Genomic DNA, 15,947 nt, shown 5'->3' on the forward strand with positions numbered 1-15,947 from the left:
TCAAGAACGAAATACCGTCCGCACCGGGTACGCGTATTAGCGCGACCTTGGCGTCAAAGCACAGGCTCAACTTCCTATGCGGACATGGTCTCGCCGCGGGCGATTTCCGCGCGCAAGGTATCAATAACGGTTTTGTAGTCAGGCTGGCTGAATATGGCCGAGCCTGCGACAAAAGTATCAGCGCCTGCCGCCCGTATGGCGGCGATATTGTCGGTCTTCACGCCGCCATCGACTTCCAGGGCGATGCGCTGCCCCCCGCCATTGACCCACGCGTCGATCTTGCGACGTGCCTGTGCAAGCTTGGTCAGCGTGGCAGGTATGAATTTTTGCCCGCCAAAGCCGGGATTGACTGACATCAGCAGCACGACATCCAGCTTGTCCATGACGTAGTCCATCCATTCCAGGGACGTGGCGGGGTTGAATACCAGGCCTGCCTGGCAGCCATGTTCCTTGATCAGGGATAATGTCCGGTCGGGGTGGCGCGACGCTTCCGGATGGAAAGTAATAATATTGGCGCCCGCCTTGGCAAATTGCGGGATAATGGCGTCGACAGGTTCAACCATCAGGTGCACGTCTATAGGGGCTTGGGTATGCGGGCGCAAGGCTTCGCAAACCATGGGGCCTATGGTCAGATTTGGCACATAATGGTTGTCCATTACATCGAAATGTATCCAGTCGGCACCGCCGGCAACGACATTTTTTACTTCTTCGCCCAATCGGGCGAAGTCAGCCGCCAGAATGCTGGGGGCAATACGGGTAGGTTGGGTAAATGGCATGGGAGCAACCGTTGTTAGATAAAAACCGAAGCAGCGAATGTGCCATTATTACAGGTTAGTGCTGACTTTCCTTTTAAATACCGCCACGACCATTTAATTTGGAATCTGAACATGAAGCCTTACGACATCTCAGTCACAGTTACTCCACAGTATTTGCCAGAACAATCCGAACCTAAAGAACAGCAGTTCGTGTTTGCCTATACAGTACGTATCACCAATCAGGGTGAGCATGCCGCGCAGGTAATCAGCCGGCACTGGATCATTACCGACGGCCAGCAGCATATCCAGGAAGTTAGTGGCCTGGGCGTCGTCGGGCAGCAGCCCTTGCTGAGTCCGGGCGAAACATTCGAATACACCAGTGGCTGTCCCTTGCCTACTCCGGTAGGTACTATGCGTGGAACCTATCACTGCGTTGGTGAGAACGGTGTTCCATTCGACGTTCCCATCCAGGAATTTGTCCTGGCAATGCCGCGCACTTTGCATTAAATCGTAGCCTGGTCACTTTATGAAAAGAATTCTGCTTTCTTCATCGCTGCTGGCCTTGCTTGCAGCATGCTCCACAGTCCCTCCTTCGTCCTCGCCTGAATCCGCCGCTCCGTCGGGAAATATCGCCGAACAGCCCCTGCGCGTGCCGGCGCTCGATTCGTTGCGCGACACGGCGCCGCGTACGTTGGCCGGCCGGTTCCAGCAGGTAAGCTGGGCGACGTTGCCTGGTTGGCAGAACGATGACCTGAATCACGTATGGAAGGCCTTCATCAACAACTGCAAGGGCTTGATGCGGCCTGTCTCGGGTTCGCTGGCCATGCAGGCGCGCGCCACGCCGCGGGCCTGGCAACCCGTGTGTGCCGCAGCCGCCCAGTCGGGGCTCAGCGCCGAGACCGCTACAGGCCCTGCTGTTCGCCAGTTTTTGCAGGCCCAGTTGCAACCATGGCGATTGCTGGATGCCGGTGGCAAGGCTGCTGAAAACACGGTGACGGGCTATTACGAACCTTTGGTGCGCGCTTCGCGCAAGCGCCAGGGTGATTACCAATGGCCTTTGTATGCCGCGCCTGAAGATCTGCTGACCATTGAGCTGGGGGCGGTCTACCCTGAGCTTGCGGGTAAACGCATTCGTGGAAAGCTGGCAGGAAAGCGGGTCGTGCCTTACGATACCCGCGCTGAAATCGCCAAATCGCCAGAGCGACAGCCGCCGGCTATTGTCTGGGTCAACGACCCCGTCGAAGCTTTCTTCCTGCAAATCCAGGGCTCGGGCAGGGCGCTACTAGACAATGGCGACACGATACGGCTGGCCTACGCCGATCATAATGGGCGTCCGTATGCGTCGATCGGCCAGTGGCTGGCCAAGCAGGGCGAACTCCCGCTGGCCCAGACTTCCATGCAAAATATCAAGGCGTGGGCCAAGCGCAACCCGGCACGCGTGCAGGAAATGCTGAACGCCAATCCGGCCATGGTTTTTTTCAACGAAGAAGCGGTGACCGATCCTGAACTGGGGCCTAAAGGGGCGTACAGCATTCCCCTGATCGGGCAGCGATCCGTGGCAATCGATACCACCTTTGTCCCGCTGGGCACGCCCGTATTCCTGGCAACCAATTATCCTGCCACTAACAAGCCGCTTGAGCGCCTTGTGTTTGCGCAAGATACCGGAGCCGCCATCAAGGGGGCCGCCCGTACCGACTTTTACTGGGGTTTTGGCGACGAGGCCGGGGCCATGGCCGGGCGCATGAAGCAGCGCGGCGCAATGTGGGTCTTGTGGCCTAAACAGGCGGGGGCACCTTCTGCGCGATGAGTAAAGAATCTGTACTGGTATGCGGTACCGGCATCGCAGGCCTGGCGGCAACGCTAGGCTTGACCAAGGCCGGTTTCGATGTGGCATTGATCGGGCCGCGCGCTGAGCCGGCGCCGGTGGCCAATGATATTTACTGCCCCAGGGTGTATGCCATTTCCGCTGCCAGTCAGGCTTTTCTGGCCAAGCTCGGCGTATGGAAGATGATGAATGCGCATCGGCTGACGCCTGTGGAAACCATGGAAGTCTATGGCGACGGCAACGGGAAATTAAGCCTGCAAGCTTGGCAGGCGGCACAGACGACCTTGGCATGGATAGTCGAATCCAGCGAAATGGAACGCGCCTTGCAGCAAGCCGTGCAGGTATTCGGCGTTACGTGGCACGCCGAAAAATTCCAGCGGCTGGAATCACACACGCTTATTACCGATACCGGCCGCGCGCTTCAGGCGGATCTGCTGGTCGGCGCCGATGGCGCCCAGTCACTGGTGCGCTCGGCTGCGGGAATTGAGCATGAGTCCAAGCCTTATGGCGACATGGGCTTGGTGGTCCACCTTAACGCTGAACTGCCGCATCAGAATATAGCCCTGCAATGGTTCACCGGCGATTCGGTTCTGGCATTATTACCGTTGCCCGACACTACAGATGGCCACCAAGTGTCCATGGTGTGGTCCATGCCCGAGTCCGAGGCGAAAGCCTTGATGGCGTTGCCGGAAAGCGACCGCAACCATGCCCTGGAAACCCGCCTGGCCGCGACGACCGGAGGACGGCTGGGCCGTCTCGGTGTCCGTAGCCCATTGTTCGGGTTTCCGTTGTTTCTGGAGCATAGCGGGATGGTAGCCCCTGGCGTGGCGCTGGTCAGCGATGCCGCGCATCGCGTGCACCCTTTGGCGGGGCAGGGGCTTAACCTTGGCCTGGCTGATGTCGCGGAACTATTGCGCGTCCTGGGTGACAAAGAGTCTTATCGAAAGGCCGGCGATTTACGTGTATTGCATCGTTATCGGCGTGCGCGCGCTGAGCCCATCATGGCAATGCGCGTGGCCACTGATGGCTTGCACCGCTTGTTCGCGGCGCAGGCCACGCCCATAGTCTGGGCGCGCAACCTGGGCATGCAATGTGTCGATCACCTGCCTTTCATCAAGCGTTTCCTTATTGGCGGCGCGGCAGGGCAATAATAGTTGTTAAGGTAGCGGATGGCGCCTGTGGCGTTTAATTCGCTGCTTATTTTTATCTCACGGAGTTGTTATGCGTTTACGTTTCATGGGCAAGCTGGCACTTGTTTTTTCTGCTTGTCTGCCTTTCGTTGCCGGTACGGCTTATGCAGAAGGGGCGGTGCTTTCGACCAAAAGTGGCAATGCAGCGTCGTCTGCCGTCGTGCTGTCTACTGAAAGCGTACGTAAGAATTTTGCCGAGCGGTTTCCGGGTGTTGATATCACCGACGTAAAACCCACTCCGTTTCCTGGTTTGTTCGAAGTGCAGATCGGCATGGACCTGCTGTATACCGATGCCAAGGTGGATTACATTTTGCAAGGCGCTTTGGTCGACGCCAAGAACCGCAAGGACTTGACGGCGGAACGCCTGGAAAAGTTGGCGCAGGTGTCCTTTTCCGATCTGCCGCTGGAGCTTGCCGTTAAGCAGGTAAAGGGCAACGGCGCGCGAAAAATGGCTATTTTCGAGGATCCGAATTGTGGTTATTGCAAGCGTTTGCATGAAACCATGAAAGACATCGACAACACCACGATCTATTCTTTCTTGTTCCCTATTTTGTCGCCGGATTCGGAAGTGAAGGCGCGCAACGTTTGGTGTGCGAAGGATCAGGCGGCAACATGGCGTGCCTGGATGCTCGACGGTACGACTCCGCCGCAAGCCACTTGCGAAACGCCGGTCGAGACTGTCTTGGCCTTGGGTAAGAAGCTAAGGGTGCAAGGAACACCGGCCATTATCTTTGCCGACGGCAGCCGCGTAAACGGCGCGCTACCGCTGGATGCATTGCAAAAGAAGCTCGATTCCCTGAATTGAGAATCAGGTCTGGCGGGCCAGTAGTGCAACGAACTCTTGCGCGGGTATCGATTTGCTGAAGTAGTAGCCTTGATAGTTATCACAGCCCAGTTTCCTCAAGGCTTCAAGCTGTTCTTCGGTTTCAACGCCTTCGGCGGTTACGGCCAGGCGCAATGATTTGGCCATGGCGATCACGGCCGTCACAATGGCGGCATCGTCGGCTTCCGAGGTCAGCCCCTTGACGAATGACTGGTCAATTTTCAATACGCTGACCGGTAGTTGCTTCAGGTAGGCCAGACTGGAATAGCCGGTTCCAAAGTCGTCGATCGCCAACAATACACCCATGTCGTCGATGTCGTTAAGCAGGCGGATTGCACTGGCGGCATTGTCCATGATTGCGCCTTCTGTGACTTCCAGTTCCAGGTATTCGGGGCGCAAGCCGGTATCGGCCAATGTTTGTTGTATGCGTTCGCGTAGATCGGACTGCCTGAATTGGCGCGGCGATAAGTTGACTGCCATGATCAGGGGCGCAAATCCTTGTTGCTGCCATTGCATCGCTTGTTCGCATGCGGCACGCAGCACCCATTCTCCGATCGGGATGATCAGGCCGCTTTCTTCGGCCAGCGGGATAAATTGCGCTGGGGAAATCAGGCCGCGTCCGGCGCAGTTCCAGCGGATCAGTGCCTCGGCGCCTATGATCTTTCCTGTCAGCACCGATACCTTGGGTTGGTAGTGCAGGATCAGTTCGTTCTTGTCGATGGCCTGACGCAGCAGATTGCGCATTTCCACTTTTTCGGTGGTATGCGCCTCTAGATTGTGCGAGTAGTAAACGTAGGTATTGCGTCCTTCGGATTTCGCGTGATACATCGCGATGTCGGCAATCCGGAGCAAGGTTTCACAGTCGTTGCTATCGGTGGGGTATAGGCTTATGCCTATGCTGACTGTCAGGAATATTTCCCGATCCGACAATTTTATGGCTGTCTGGAAGCATTGTTTGATCAGGCTGGCCGCGGCGGCGGCCTCTTCCTGAGATGAAATGCTTTCCAGAATAAGCACGAACTCATCGCCGCCCACGCGGGCAATGGTTTCAATGTCCGGCACGGTTGCCTTCAGCAAGGCGGTTACGGTCTGCAGGACTTTATCCCCGGTGAAGTGGCCCAGCGTGTCATTGATTTCCTTGAAACCGTCAATGTCGACGTAGAGCAACGCCAGCAATTCCTTCATGTGCTTTGCCCGCAGCGTCGCTTGCATAAGCCTGTCTATCAGCAAGCCGCGATTTGGCAAACCCGTCAGCGCGTCATGGGTCGCCAGGTATACAAGCTGTTCATTGATCTTTTTTTGCTCAGTAATGTCGTCCGAAATGCCGAGTAGATACTTTGGCTTGTCATCTGCGCCCAGCAGCGGCAATTTTTTTGTGTGCAGCATCCTGATGTCGCCGAACGCGGTGGACATAGCCTCATCTGCAATGGCAAGCCTTCCTCGCCCACTAAGCGCCGCGCGATCCCTGGCAGCAAAGACATCGGCTTGCTCTCGTGGGAAAAGATCATAGTCGGTCTTGCCTATGACTTCTGCCTCGCGAAAACCGGTCAGCAATTCCCCGGCGGGATTCATGCTTACGAAACGCAAATCCTGGGCATCTTTTACAAACACCATGCTCGGTATATTGTTGACGACTAAACCAAGGAACTCTTGGCTGCGTCGCAGTTCGTTGGTGGCGCGTAGTGCCGAAAGCCCAAAGGAAACGTCGTTGGCGGTTTCGGTGAGAAGCCGGATTTCTTCGGGACCGAACGCTTGCGGATCGGCCGAGAAAATTCCCAGGCCGCCGATAATGGTGTTGTCGACCTGCAGAGGCAGTCCAATGGCAGAGGCATATCCTTTAGAGGCGGCTTGCAGGCGCCATCCGGTAGCAGTGCTTGCTGTCGATAAGCCTTGGAAAACCTGCGATGTTCCTGTGCGGATTGCGTTGGTTACGGGGCCGGGATCGGGATGATGTTCATTCCAGTTGGTAAAAGAAAAACTGTTCAGGATGTCCTGGTCGGCGCCAGAGTGCGCTTGCGGCTGCAAAGGCATCGCGAGCTCAGTCGGCGCGTACCCCACCCATGAAAGTTCGTATCCGCCGACTCTGCGGATTAGGGCGCAGATATCATCCAGCAGCTTTTTTTCGTTATCGGCGCGCAGGACTGCGCTGTTTGTGGCGCTGCGTACCGCTTGTACACGCCCGATCCGCAGCAAGGCATCATGCTGGCGCTGCAACTGCTGTGCCATATTGTCGAACTGGCGCGCCAAAGCACCCACTTCGCCGCCGCTGTTACCTAGCCCTGTACGGGCGCTCAAGACGCCGCGACCCAATTGCGTTGCAGTACGGTTCAGGATGCCGATTGGCCTCAGTACCAGCCAGTTGCTCAGTGCCCATGCCGCAGCAAGCGCCAATAGCGACCCGATGGCAACGACCAGGAAATTGCGGTTGCTGTTGGATTGGATTGACTCCAATGGCCCCGCAAGTGGCAGGCCCACCCGAAGATGTAGCGTACCGGTGCTAGCGCTATAGAGCGGCAGGTAGGCAGTCATGTACGGGGTGGTGTCCCGCCAGGTCTCGCTTTGGGTCAAGGCGCCTGTGTTGAGCTTTTCGTGCACCGTCTGCCAATCCGGAATTTTTTGGCCGACATGTTCGTATGACGGCGCAGCGGCAATGATGGTTCCTGTGGTATCTATGACGGCTGCTGCAACGCCTTGAAATTCCGGTGAGCTTGCCAATGCGCGGCTTAGGGCGCTTCCCAGTGACGAAGTTTTGACCGATAGGGATAGGACGTGAGTAATGGTTTGTTGTTCGTCCATAATAGGGCGGGCAAAAACGATTACCGGCTGGGTGTTCAGCTTGTTGATCTGCAAATTGCCGATGGACGTGGCTTTGCTTGCGATGACGTTCTGGAATTGTGGGCTGTCCGAGAAATTGGCGGGCTTGATTTGCGGCAAGCCAGAGCAGACGACCTCGCCATCAGGGCGAAGGACAAGGATGTTCTCTATCGAAGATACGCTTTTTAGCGTTGAGGCAAGAAACGCATCGCACGCAGGTCCGGTCTGGCGCAGTTCAGGCACGGTCGCCAGATGGGCAAGAAACTGATCGGGCTCAGACAGTGTCTCTTTGGAAAAGGTGGCAATTTGGTAAGCAATGAATTCGGCATCGCGCGCCAGGTTTCTATGGGCGTTCTGGTTGTTCTGGATATTCTGAAAAACCAGCATGCCTACGGCTGGCAGCAAGGCCGCCAGGATAAGCAGAAGCAAACGCGTTCGAAGACTGATCAACGATAAATATAGGCGCATAGCAGTTTTTTTGATTTGTCCGGATTAATGGCCTGGCTTTATCTTTGTTGCGTTGTAGATATTAACTGGTTTGGCGGTTTTCATTAGCAGAATAACGATAGGATATAGTTGGTTTTTCTCGACATCACATTCAATCCGCCGTGTCTCTTATGCCCTCTATCTACGCTGACTCTTTTTCTTCGCCCGGCAATACGGTGGCAACCGAACTGGTCGCCGTGCTGGTGGCGGTGACTCAAGGCCAGCCGCGCGTTTTGACCCGTGATGGCACGCATGCCTTGCCCGCAGGGCCGTTTGAGTCGTCGCATCGCTCGTTGCAGGCCGGCTTGCGCACCTGGGTCGAAGCCCAAACCCATCATCCTCTGGGCTATGTCGAACAACTCTATACGTTCGCAGATGGCGATCGGGCTAACCAGCAAGGGCAACGCATTATTTCTGTCAGTTATCTGGGGCTGACCCGGGAATTGAGTAATCCCGATATCGACGAGGTGGGGTGGCAGGACTGGTATCGTTACTTCCCCTGGGAAGACTGGCGTGACGGGCGTCCCGACATGATCGCGCAGCAGATTTTGCCGGCCTTGTCGCATTGGTGCAACGATGCACCAGCAGCCGAGATGCGCCAACGCCGTCAACGGGTCGCCTATACCTTTGGAACGGATGCCGCCGTCTGGAGTGAAGACATGGTGTTGCAGCGTTATGAGCTGCTATTCGAGGCTGGCCTCGTTCCAGAAGCGATTCGCCGATCCGAAGGGCCGTTGGCCGTGCCAATGCCAGGGGATTCGATGGTGCATGATCATCGTCGCATTCTGGCGACGGCAGTAGCGCGTTTACGCGCGAAAATACGCTATCGCCCAATGGTATTTGAATTGATGCCGCCTGAGTTTACGTTATTGCAATTGCAGCAAGCGTTCGAAGGGGTGGCAGGGCGTCGGCTGCATAAGCAGAATTTTCGCCGCTTTATCGAGCAACAGGCCTTGGTAGAAGACACCGGCCAAATGGCCCATGGAACGGCCGGCCGGCCCGCCAAGTTGTTTCAGTTCCGTAGCGACGTACTGCGCGAACGGGCCATTTTCGGCAGCAAGCTGCCATTGGCGAAATAAAAAGGGGCTTGACACTCTCTTATGCTCAAAGTTAGTATAAATACACGTTCCTGCTGGGCCTGTTTGGTCCTGTATTTTTTTATCCTTAAATACTCAAAATGAGCATAATAAAAACGATTTCAAGTGATGTTGACAGCATGAGGGCGGCGATCGTCCCACTTCCCAAGGTGATCTTGGAGCCACTGGTGCGCCATGCCCTGCGTGAAGACTTGGGGCGCGCGGGTGACCTTACGTCCGACGCCATCGTGCCCAGGGATGTTCAGGCGCGGCTGCGCCTGATGGCGCGTGAAACGGGTGTGCTGGCCGGATTGGACTTGGCTCGGCTTGCTTTTCAGTTGATGGATGCGGGCATCCAGATGAAGGCAAGGCTGGAAGATGGCGCCCGCTTGATGCCGGGCGACGAAATCGCCGTTCTGACGGGCTCGGCGCACGCCATCTTGGGGGCTGAGCGTACTGCGTTGAATTTTCTTGGTCAGTTAAGCGGGGTGGCAACCGCAACAGCCTCTATTGCCGATGCGATACGGGGTTATGGCACTCGCGTCAGTTGTACACGTAAAACACTGCCGGGACTGCGTGCCGTTCAAAAATATGCTGTGCGGGTTGGCGGTGGCAGCAATCATCGCTTTGGTCTGGACGATGCCGTACTCATCAAAGACAATCATATCGCCGTGGCTGGAAGCGTTCGGGAAGCCATATTGCGGGCCCGTGCAGGTGTCGGGCACATGGTGAAGATCCAGCTGGAAGTCGACACGCTAGAGCAATTGGCGCAAGGGCTGGAACTGGGCATAGACGCGGTCTTGCTGGACAATATGTCGCTTGATACGCTCAAAGAGGCGGTGCGCCTGGTGGACGGCAGGGCGGTGACGGAGGCCTCGGGGCGTGTAACGCCCGCCACTGCGGTGGCCGTGGCGCAAACCGGCGTGAACCTGATTGCGGTAGGTTGGCTGACGCACAGTGCCTCGGTCCTCGATGTCGGCCTGGATGCCTGCAATGCCTAAGTCGTCTAGCGCGTTTTTCTTTGCTTGCGCCACTGCGCTGAGCGCTATCTGTGCGATTGCGGTTGCGGTCGTCATGCCGGATTCTGATCAGCCCGGGCTCGATAGCGCCGCGGCTGATTACCCGATTCATCCGATCTCGCTGGTGGTTACGTTCCCGCCGGGCGGCGGGACTGATTTGCTGGCGCGTCGCCTGGCTGCAAGCCTGGAAGAGGATCTGGGCCAACCTGTCGTAGTGCTGAACCGCGCTGGCGCCAGCGGCAATATCGGGGCGCAGTCAGTAGCGCGTGCAAAGCCCGATGGCTATACCTTGCTTGTCGTTAATAGCAGCTATGCGATTAACCCGGGGGTGTATGGCAACTTGGGTTTTTCACCGCAAACAGACCTGACAGGCGTAATCAATGTGGCTTTCGTGCCGTCAGTCCTGGTGACCGCGGCAAGCTCGCCCTGGCACAGTTTGGATCAGGCGTTGAAAGGGGGAAGGGGAACACCCGGAGTCCCGGCCCCGGCCTATGCGTCTTGCGGTAACGGCACGCCGCAGCATCTGGCCGGCGAAATGCTTGTTCGGCGCGCCGAGGCCGCCTGGCTGCATGTGCCTTATCGTGGTTGCGGCCCGGCGTTGACTGATCTGGTAGCGGGCAATATCGGATTGGGCTTTGTTACTGCCTCAAGCGCCTTGCCCTTTCTTAGAGCTGGAACACTGCGTGCGCTGGCTGTGACATCGCCGCAACGTTCACCCCTGTTGCCGGAGGTGCCAACAGTGGCCGAGCAAGGCCTTGCAGGTTACGAACTGGACCAGTGGCACGGATTGTTGGCGCCGACGGGAACGCCGCCAGCTGTCATTGAGCGGCTTAACATGGCCATAGCGACGATTATGCGACGTCCCGACATGGCGCGCAGCCTGCTTGATCTGGGCTACAAAACAACGACAAGCAGCGCTTCTGATTTCCAGAAGCTGATCCAGCAAGATATTGCCAGGTTCAGCCGCCTGACGCGAGAGATGGGACTTAAGGTGGACTAACGACAAGGTTTTATTTCATTTGTCGTTCCGCCGCTTTCGAGTTATTCTTTGCAACTGCTGTCATTACACAGAGTGGGAGAGTGTCGGTTTTTCCGGCCACCGAAGGCGCAATTCGCCCAGAATCGCTCAGGTACCCTGTACCGCTCTTGTATTGCCTGGTTCTTCGTAAGCACGCAAGGCAGCACTCTGGAGAGACTCGCGCCGCCCCATGGGCGACGCCGCGGGCGCCGAAGGTGAACACCCGCAATCCGGGCTAACTCTCAGGCAAAAGGACAGAAGGGCGGTGCCGGCCAACATACTGATGGCTTACGTCGTTCATTTTCTGTTTCCTGGAGCCTCCATGTCATCCGCCTTAAAGCACACCCCTCTGCACGCAGTCCACATCGAATCTGGCGCCAAAATGGTCGATTTTGGCGGATGGGACATGCCCGTCGCCTATGGTTCACAATTGGAAGAGCACCATGCTGTGCGCCAGGATGCAGGCATGTTCGACGTATCGCACATGTTGAATGTCGACGTAAACGGAACCGATGCAGAAGCCTTTCTGCAGCACTTGCTGGCTAACGATGTTCGCAAACTTTCCGTGCCAGGCAAGGCGTTGTACTCGTGCATGCTCAATCCGCAAGGCGGCGTCATCGACGATCTTATCGTCTACTTTTTCAGCGCCGATCAATGGCGTGTTGTCGTGAACGCGGGCACCGCCGATAAAGATGTCGCCTGGATGCAAGAGCAGGCGACATCGGGAAGCTTCGACGTTACTGTCACGCCGCGCCGCGACTTGGCCATGGTGGCGGTGCAGGGTCCTAACGCCCGTGCCAAAGTATGGACAGCCCGCCCTGACTGGGAACAAGATACTCACGCTATTGCTCCCTTTACGGGCGCTTTCGTTGCTGACGATATTCTGGTCGCTCGTACTGGTTATACCGGCGAAGACGGCTTCGAAGTCGTGCTGCCGGCTGATCAGGTTGTGGCCTTCTGGCGCGACCTTGAACAGAACGGCGTACGGCCATGCGGGCTTGGCGCCCGAGATACCTTGCGTCTTGAAGCCGGCATGAACCTGTATGGCCAGGAAATGGACGAGCAGGTGAATCCCTTGGTTTCCGCACTGGCGTGGACTGTATCGCTTAAAGATCCCGAACGTCGCTTTATCGGTCGCGATGCCCTGGAAGCGGTCGTAGTCGACCGCATGCTGGTCGGCGTAAAGCTGCTGGAGCGCGGCGTCATGCGCGGCCACATGAAAGTGCGCACCCAGCAAGGCGAAGGCGAATTGACCAGCGGTTCCATGTCGCCCACGATGGGCGTTTCCATAGGCATGGCGCGTGTGCCGCTGGGCGCGCAGCCCGGCGATCAGATCCAGGTTGAAATCCGCGGCAAATGGGCGCCCGCCGAAGTGGTGAAAATGCCATTTGTACGTAATGGCAAAATTGTTGCCTAATACAGCTTCTAAATAACGAATATTCTTTTATACGGGGTTAATCATGAGTCTTCCAACCGATCGCAAATATACGTCTTCACACGAGTGGGTAAAGGTCGAGGGCGATGTTCTTGCCGTAGGCATTACCGATAGCGCCCAAGATCAATTAGGCGACCTGGTTTTTGTTGGCGACGTGAATCCGGGCGCTGTGCTGACAAAGGGCGAGACCGCCGGCGTAGTGGAGTCGGTGAAGGCCGCCTCCGATATCTACGCGCCTGTGGATGGCGAAATTGTGGCGTTCAACGAGGCGCTCAACGATCAGCCCAACCTGATCAACGATGCCGCCTTCGATACCTGGATCTACAAGATCAAACCCAACAATATCGCTGATATCGACGGCTTGCTGGATGCTGATGGCTACAACGCCATCATCAATGCCGGCTGATTCCATTTAAATCATTTGCTGCAAACTTGCTCTGTTTAGGTTGATTATGTTGCGTGAACTAGACCCCCATTCCGATTTTATTCCTCGCCATATCGGGCCGGCTCCGGCCGATCAGGCAAAAATGTTGTCGGTTATTGGGGTAGCCGACCTGCATTCCCTTGTTCAGGAAGTGGTGCCTCCCAGCATCCTGAAGCGCGGCGCATTGAATTTGCCCGCTTCGCGCAGCGAAGCCGATGCACTGGCCGAACTCAAGGAGATTGCGGGCCGTAATCAGGTATTCCGCAACTATATCGGCCAAGGCTATTACGGCACTCTGGTGCCTAATGTCATTTTGCGCAACATTCTCGAAAATCCGGCCTGGTATACGGCTTATACGCCTTATCAGCCGGAAATCTCGCAGGGCCGCCTTGAAGCCCTGCTGAATTACCAAACCATGGTGGCAGACCTTACCGGTCTTGATATTGCCAACGCATCCTTGCTGGATGAAGGCACGGCCGCAGCCGAAGCCATGACGCTGGCGCGGCGTGGTTCGCGTTCAAAAAGCACGGTATTCTTCGCGTCCGTCCATTGCCATCCGCAAACCATAGAAATCCTGCGTACACGCGCCAGCGGCCTGGGCATCGATGTCGTCGTGGGCGACGAAGCGCAAGGCCTACCAGATTGCTTTGGTGTTTTGCTTCAGTATCCGCACAGCCTGGGTGGTGTGGCCGACTATCGCGCCATTGCCGAAGCAGCCCACGCCCAGGGGGCCGTCGTGGCTGCCGCCACAGACTTGCTGGCGCTGGCGTTGCTGACGCCGCCTGGTGAATGGGGCGCCGATATCGCTATCGGATCGGCTCAGCGCTTTGGCGTGCCATTGGGTTTTGGCGGCCCGCACGCCGGTTTCATGGCCTGCAAAGATGCGTTCAAACGCAATATGCCTGGCCGCCTGGTCGGTGTCTCGAAAGACAGCCAAGGTGCGCCTGCGCTACGCCTGGCTTTGCAAACCCGTGAACAACACATACGCCGCGAAAAAGCCACTTCCAATATTTGCACAGCGCAGGTATTGCTGGCTGTGATGGCTGGCATGTACGCGGTGTGGCACGGCCCCGTCGGCCTTAAGCGCATCGCTGAACGCGTGGCCTACCTGACAGCCTTCTTGGGCCAGTCCTTGAACGAACTGGGTGTTACGGTCGTAAACCAACAATTTTTCGACACGCTGTTGCTGGATACCGGCGACCAAACACCAGCCATTGTCAAGGCAGCACAGGCAGCATCCATCAACTTGCGCCAGGTTGGCAGCACGCAGTTGGCGGTGTCGCTGGACGAAACCGTTACCGTAGCTGACCTGAACGCCTTGTTGCAGGTGTTTGCGCAGGCGCTGGGTAAATCGTGGGACGCTGCCGCACAGCGCGCGTTGCCGGCCGCCCATGGTATTCCTGCTGCCTTGTTGCGCGAATCCGCAATTCTGGCGCACCCCATTTTCACGCGCATCCAGTCTGAAACGGACATGCTGCGCTACCTACGTGGCCTGGCCGACAAGGACCTTGCCCTGGATCGCACCATGATCCCGCTCGGTTCATGCACCATGAAGCTGAACGCCACGGCCGAAATGATTCCCATCACCTGGCCCGAATTCGGCAACATGCATCCCTATGCACCGGTATCTCAAAGCCAGGGTTACAAAGAGCTGATTGATCGCTTGTCGGCCGCGCTGTGCGAGATCACCGGCTACGACTCGATCAGCTTGCAGCCCAACTCGGGTGCTCAAGGCGAATATGCCGGTTTGCTGGCCATACGCGCTTATCACCAGGCCAACGGCCAGCATCAGCGCAACGTCTGCCTGATTCCCGCTTCGGCCCATGGTACCAACCCGGCTTCGGCCCAGTTGGCCGGCATGGACGTCGTGGTCGTGGCGTCAGATGAAAACGGCAACGTCGACGTGGCTGACCTGAAAGCCAAGATAGCCAAGGTGGGCGACCACTTGGCCGCCCTCATGATTACCTATCCGTCCACGCATGGTGTGTTCGAAGTGGCCGTTACCGAAATCTGCGCGCTGGTGCACGATGCCGGTGGCCAGGTGTATTTGGATGGCGCCAACATGAATGCCATGGTCGGTCTGGCGCAGCCGGGTAAGTTCGGATCGGATGTCTCCCACCTTAACCTGCACAAAACTTTCTGCATTCCACATGGCGGTGGCGGCCCGGGCGTAGGCCCCGTGGCAGTGCGTTCGCATTTGGCGCCATACTTGCCAGGCATCTTGAATGAGGCGGGCGAGCTTTCCGCTGATACCGCAGTCGGCCCAGTGTCGGCGGCGCCATTTGGTTCGGCCAGTATCCTGCCTATTCCTTATCTGTACATCACGATGATGGGATCAGAGGGTTTGCTGGCGGCGACTGAGGTGGCCATCTTGAATGCCAACTATATTGCGGCCCGTCTGCAAGCGCATTACCCTATTTTGTATGCGGGACACAATGGCCGCGTTGCGCACGAATGCATTCTGGATATTCGTCCTATCAAGGATGCTTGCGGGATTTCCGCCGAAGATATCGCCAAGCGCCTGGTCGACTATGGTTTCCATGCACCGACCATGAGCTTCCCGGTTGCGGGAACGCTGATGGTGGAACCCACCGAATCCGAAGGCTTGGCCGAGCTCGATCGCTTCATCGATGCGATGATTGCTATTCGTGCAGAGATCACTGCCATTGAAAGCGGTGCCAAAGACGCTCAGGACAACGTGCTGAAGAATGCGCCGCACACGGCCCAGATGCTGATGGTTACCGAGTGGCATCACGATTACACGCGCGAAGAAGCGTCGTATCCGGTCGCTAGCCTGCGCGCCAATAAGTACTGGCCGCCGGTTGCACGGGTTGATAATGCCTATGGTGACCGCAATCTGGTGTGCTCGTGCCCGCCGATGGAAGATTATGTTGACGATGTGGCTGCGGAGTCGTCGGCGGCATAATTTGAGTCCGTGTGTTCAGTAAGGAAGCGCCCGTGTTTTTGCGGGCGTTTTTTCGTTCTTGATGGTGGACATGTGGCGTGTGTGTGATTTTTTGTTCTTGATGTTCGGTGTTTGACGTTTGCGTGAACTTTCGTTCTTGAGAAAGGCGGGTGTGTC

12 protein-coding genes and 2 riboswitches are annotated in these 15,947 nt (G+C 56.9%); of the genes, 10 read left to right on the forward strand and 2 right to left on the reverse strand.

What is annotated here, in order from left to right:
• Positions 1–74: 74 nt before the first annotated feature.
• A complete protein-coding gene (gene rpe, locus ABWO67_RS14315; protein ID WP_353152648.1) occupies positions 75–776 on the reverse strand; it encodes a ribulose-phosphate 3-epimerase in 702 nt (233 codons plus the stop codon).
• Between the two features lie 111 nt (positions 777–887).
• Between rpe and apaG the strand changes: the two genes are divergently transcribed.
• The 4 genes from apaG (at position 888) to ABWO67_RS14335 (ending at position 4,575) form a co-directional block, all read left to right on the forward strand.
• Positions 888–1,262 (forward strand): Co2+/Mg2+ efflux facilitator ApaG/CorD, encoded by a 375-nt coding sequence (gene apaG, locus ABWO67_RS14320; RefSeq protein WP_353152650.1) that lies wholly within the window; start codon positions 888–890, stop codon positions 1,260–1,262.
• A 19-nt stretch (positions 1,263–1,281) separates the two neighbouring features.
• Positions 1,282–2,562 (forward strand): murein transglycosylase A, encoded by a 1,281-nt coding sequence (gene mltA, locus ABWO67_RS14325; protein ID WP_353152652.1) that lies wholly within the window; start codon positions 1,282–1,284, stop codon positions 2,560–2,562.
• Complete coding sequence (locus ABWO67_RS14330) at positions 2,559–3,731, forward strand: UbiH/UbiF family hydroxylase (RefSeq protein WP_353152654.1); 1,173 nt, start codon at positions 2,559–2,561, stop codon at positions 3,729–3,731. The genes mltA and ABWO67_RS14330 overlap by 4 nt, the downstream gene beginning before the upstream one ends.
• 70 nt (positions 3,732–3,801) lie before the next feature.
• Positions 3,802–4,575, forward strand: a complete 774-nt coding sequence (locus ABWO67_RS14335; protein ID WP_353152656.1) for a DsbC family protein — start codon at positions 3,802–3,804, stop codon at positions 4,573–4,575.
• A 3-nt stretch (positions 4,576–4,578) separates the two neighbouring features.
• Here ABWO67_RS14335 and ABWO67_RS14340 read toward each other — a convergent pair whose 3' ends face one another.
• Positions 4,579–7,836, reverse strand: coding sequence for an EAL domain-containing protein (locus ABWO67_RS14340; protein ID WP_353152658.1), 3,258 nt, complete (start codon positions 7,834–7,836; stop codon positions 4,579–4,581).
• Positions 7,837–8,024: 188 nt separating this feature from the next.
• Between ABWO67_RS14340 and ABWO67_RS14345 the strand changes: the two genes are divergently transcribed.
• The 6 genes from ABWO67_RS14345 to gcvP all read left to right on the forward strand — a co-directional run bounded on the left by ABWO67_RS14345 (position 8,025) and on the right by gcvP (position 15,791).
• Positions 8,025–8,972, forward strand: coding sequence for an NUDIX hydrolase (locus ABWO67_RS14345; RefSeq protein WP_353152660.1), 948 nt, complete (start codon positions 8,025–8,027; stop codon positions 8,970–8,972).
• A 98-nt stretch (positions 8,973–9,070) separates the two neighbouring features.
• Positions 9,071–9,970, forward strand: a complete 900-nt coding sequence (nadC, locus tag ABWO67_RS14350) for a carboxylating nicotinate-nucleotide diphosphorylase (protein WP_353152662.1) — start codon at positions 9,071–9,073, stop codon at positions 9,968–9,970.
• Between the two features lie 73 nt (positions 9,971–10,043).
• The gene (locus ABWO67_RS14355) at positions 10,044–10,988 is read left to right on the forward strand and encodes a tripartite tricarboxylate transporter substrate binding protein (protein WP_353152670.1); all 945 of its coding nucleotides are present in this window, start codon (positions 10,044–10,046) and stop codon (positions 10,986–10,988) included.
• Between the two features lie 63 nt (positions 10,989–11,051).
• A riboswitch (glycine riboswitch) is annotated at positions 11,052–11,141 on the forward strand.
• 23 nt (positions 11,142–11,164) lie between these two features.
• Positions 11,165–11,274, forward strand: a riboswitch (glycine riboswitch).
• Positions 11,275–11,328: 54 nt separating this feature from the next.
• Positions 11,329–12,423: a glycine cleavage system aminomethyltransferase GcvT gene (gcvT, locus tag ABWO67_RS14360; RefSeq protein ID WP_353152664.1), complete on the forward strand. Its 1,095-nt coding sequence runs from the start codon at positions 11,329–11,331 to the stop codon at positions 12,421–12,423.
• A 43-nt stretch (positions 12,424–12,466) separates the two neighbouring features.
• Positions 12,467–12,847 carry a glycine cleavage system protein GcvH gene (gene gcvH / locus ABWO67_RS14365; RefSeq protein WP_353152666.1) on the forward strand — a complete coding sequence of 127 codons (381 nt, stop codon included), beginning with the start codon at positions 12,467–12,469 and terminating at the stop codon, positions 12,845–12,847.
• 46 nt (positions 12,848–12,893) lie between these two features.
• Entirely contained in the window at positions 12,894–15,791 is a 2,898-nt protein-coding gene (gene gcvP, locus ABWO67_RS14370; RefSeq protein ID WP_353152668.1) for an aminomethyl-transferring glycine dehydrogenase, read from the forward strand.
• The last annotated feature ends 156 nt before the right edge of the window (positions 15,792–15,947 follow it).

The organism is Pollutimonas bauzanensis (assembly GCF_040393045.1).
Lineage (GTDB): Bacteria > Pseudomonadota > Gammaproteobacteria > Burkholderiales > Burkholderiaceae_B > Pollutimonas > Pollutimonas bauzanensis_A.

What these genes read in the sequence shown, in the direction of transcription:
- rpe (WP_353152648.1), bottom strand. Translation starts at nt 776, where the DNA reads ATGCCATTTACCCAACCTACCCGTATTGCCCCCAGCATTCTGGCGGCT.
- apaG (WP_353152650.1), top strand. Translation starts at nt 888, where the DNA reads ATGAAGCCTTACGACATCTCAGTCACAGTTACTCCACAGTATTTGCCA.
- mltA (WP_353152652.1), top strand. Translation starts at nt 1,282, where the DNA reads ATGAAAAGAATTCTGCTTTCTTCATCGCTGCTGGCCTTGCTTGCAGCA.
- ABWO67_RS14330 (WP_353152654.1), top strand. Translation starts at nt 2,559, where the DNA reads ATGAGTAAAGAATCTGTACTGGTATGCGGTACCGGCATCGCAGGCCTG.
- ABWO67_RS14335 (WP_353152656.1), top strand. Translation starts at nt 3,802, where the DNA reads ATGCGTTTACGTTTCATGGGCAAGCTGGCACTTGTTTTTTCTGCTTGT.
- ABWO67_RS14345 (WP_353152660.1), top strand. Translation starts at nt 8,025, where the DNA reads ATGCCCTCTATCTACGCTGACTCTTTTTCTTCGCCCGGCAATACGGTG.
- nadC (WP_353152662.1), top strand. Translation starts at nt 9,071, where the DNA reads ATGAGCATAATAAAAACGATTTCAAGTGATGTTGACAGCATGAGGGCG.
- ABWO67_RS14355 (WP_353152670.1), top strand. Translation starts at nt 10,044, where the DNA reads ATGCCGGATTCTGATCAGCCCGGGCTCGATAGCGCCGCGGCTGATTAC.
- gcvT (WP_353152664.1), top strand. Translation starts at nt 11,329, where the DNA reads ATGTCATCCGCCTTAAAGCACACCCCTCTGCACGCAGTCCACATCGAA.
- gcvH (WP_353152666.1), top strand. Translation starts at nt 12,467, where the DNA reads ATGAGTCTTCCAACCGATCGCAAATATACGTCTTCACACGAGTGGGTA.
- gcvP (WP_353152668.1), top strand. Translation starts at nt 12,894, where the DNA reads ATGTTGCGTGAACTAGACCCCCATTCCGATTTTATTCCTCGCCATATC.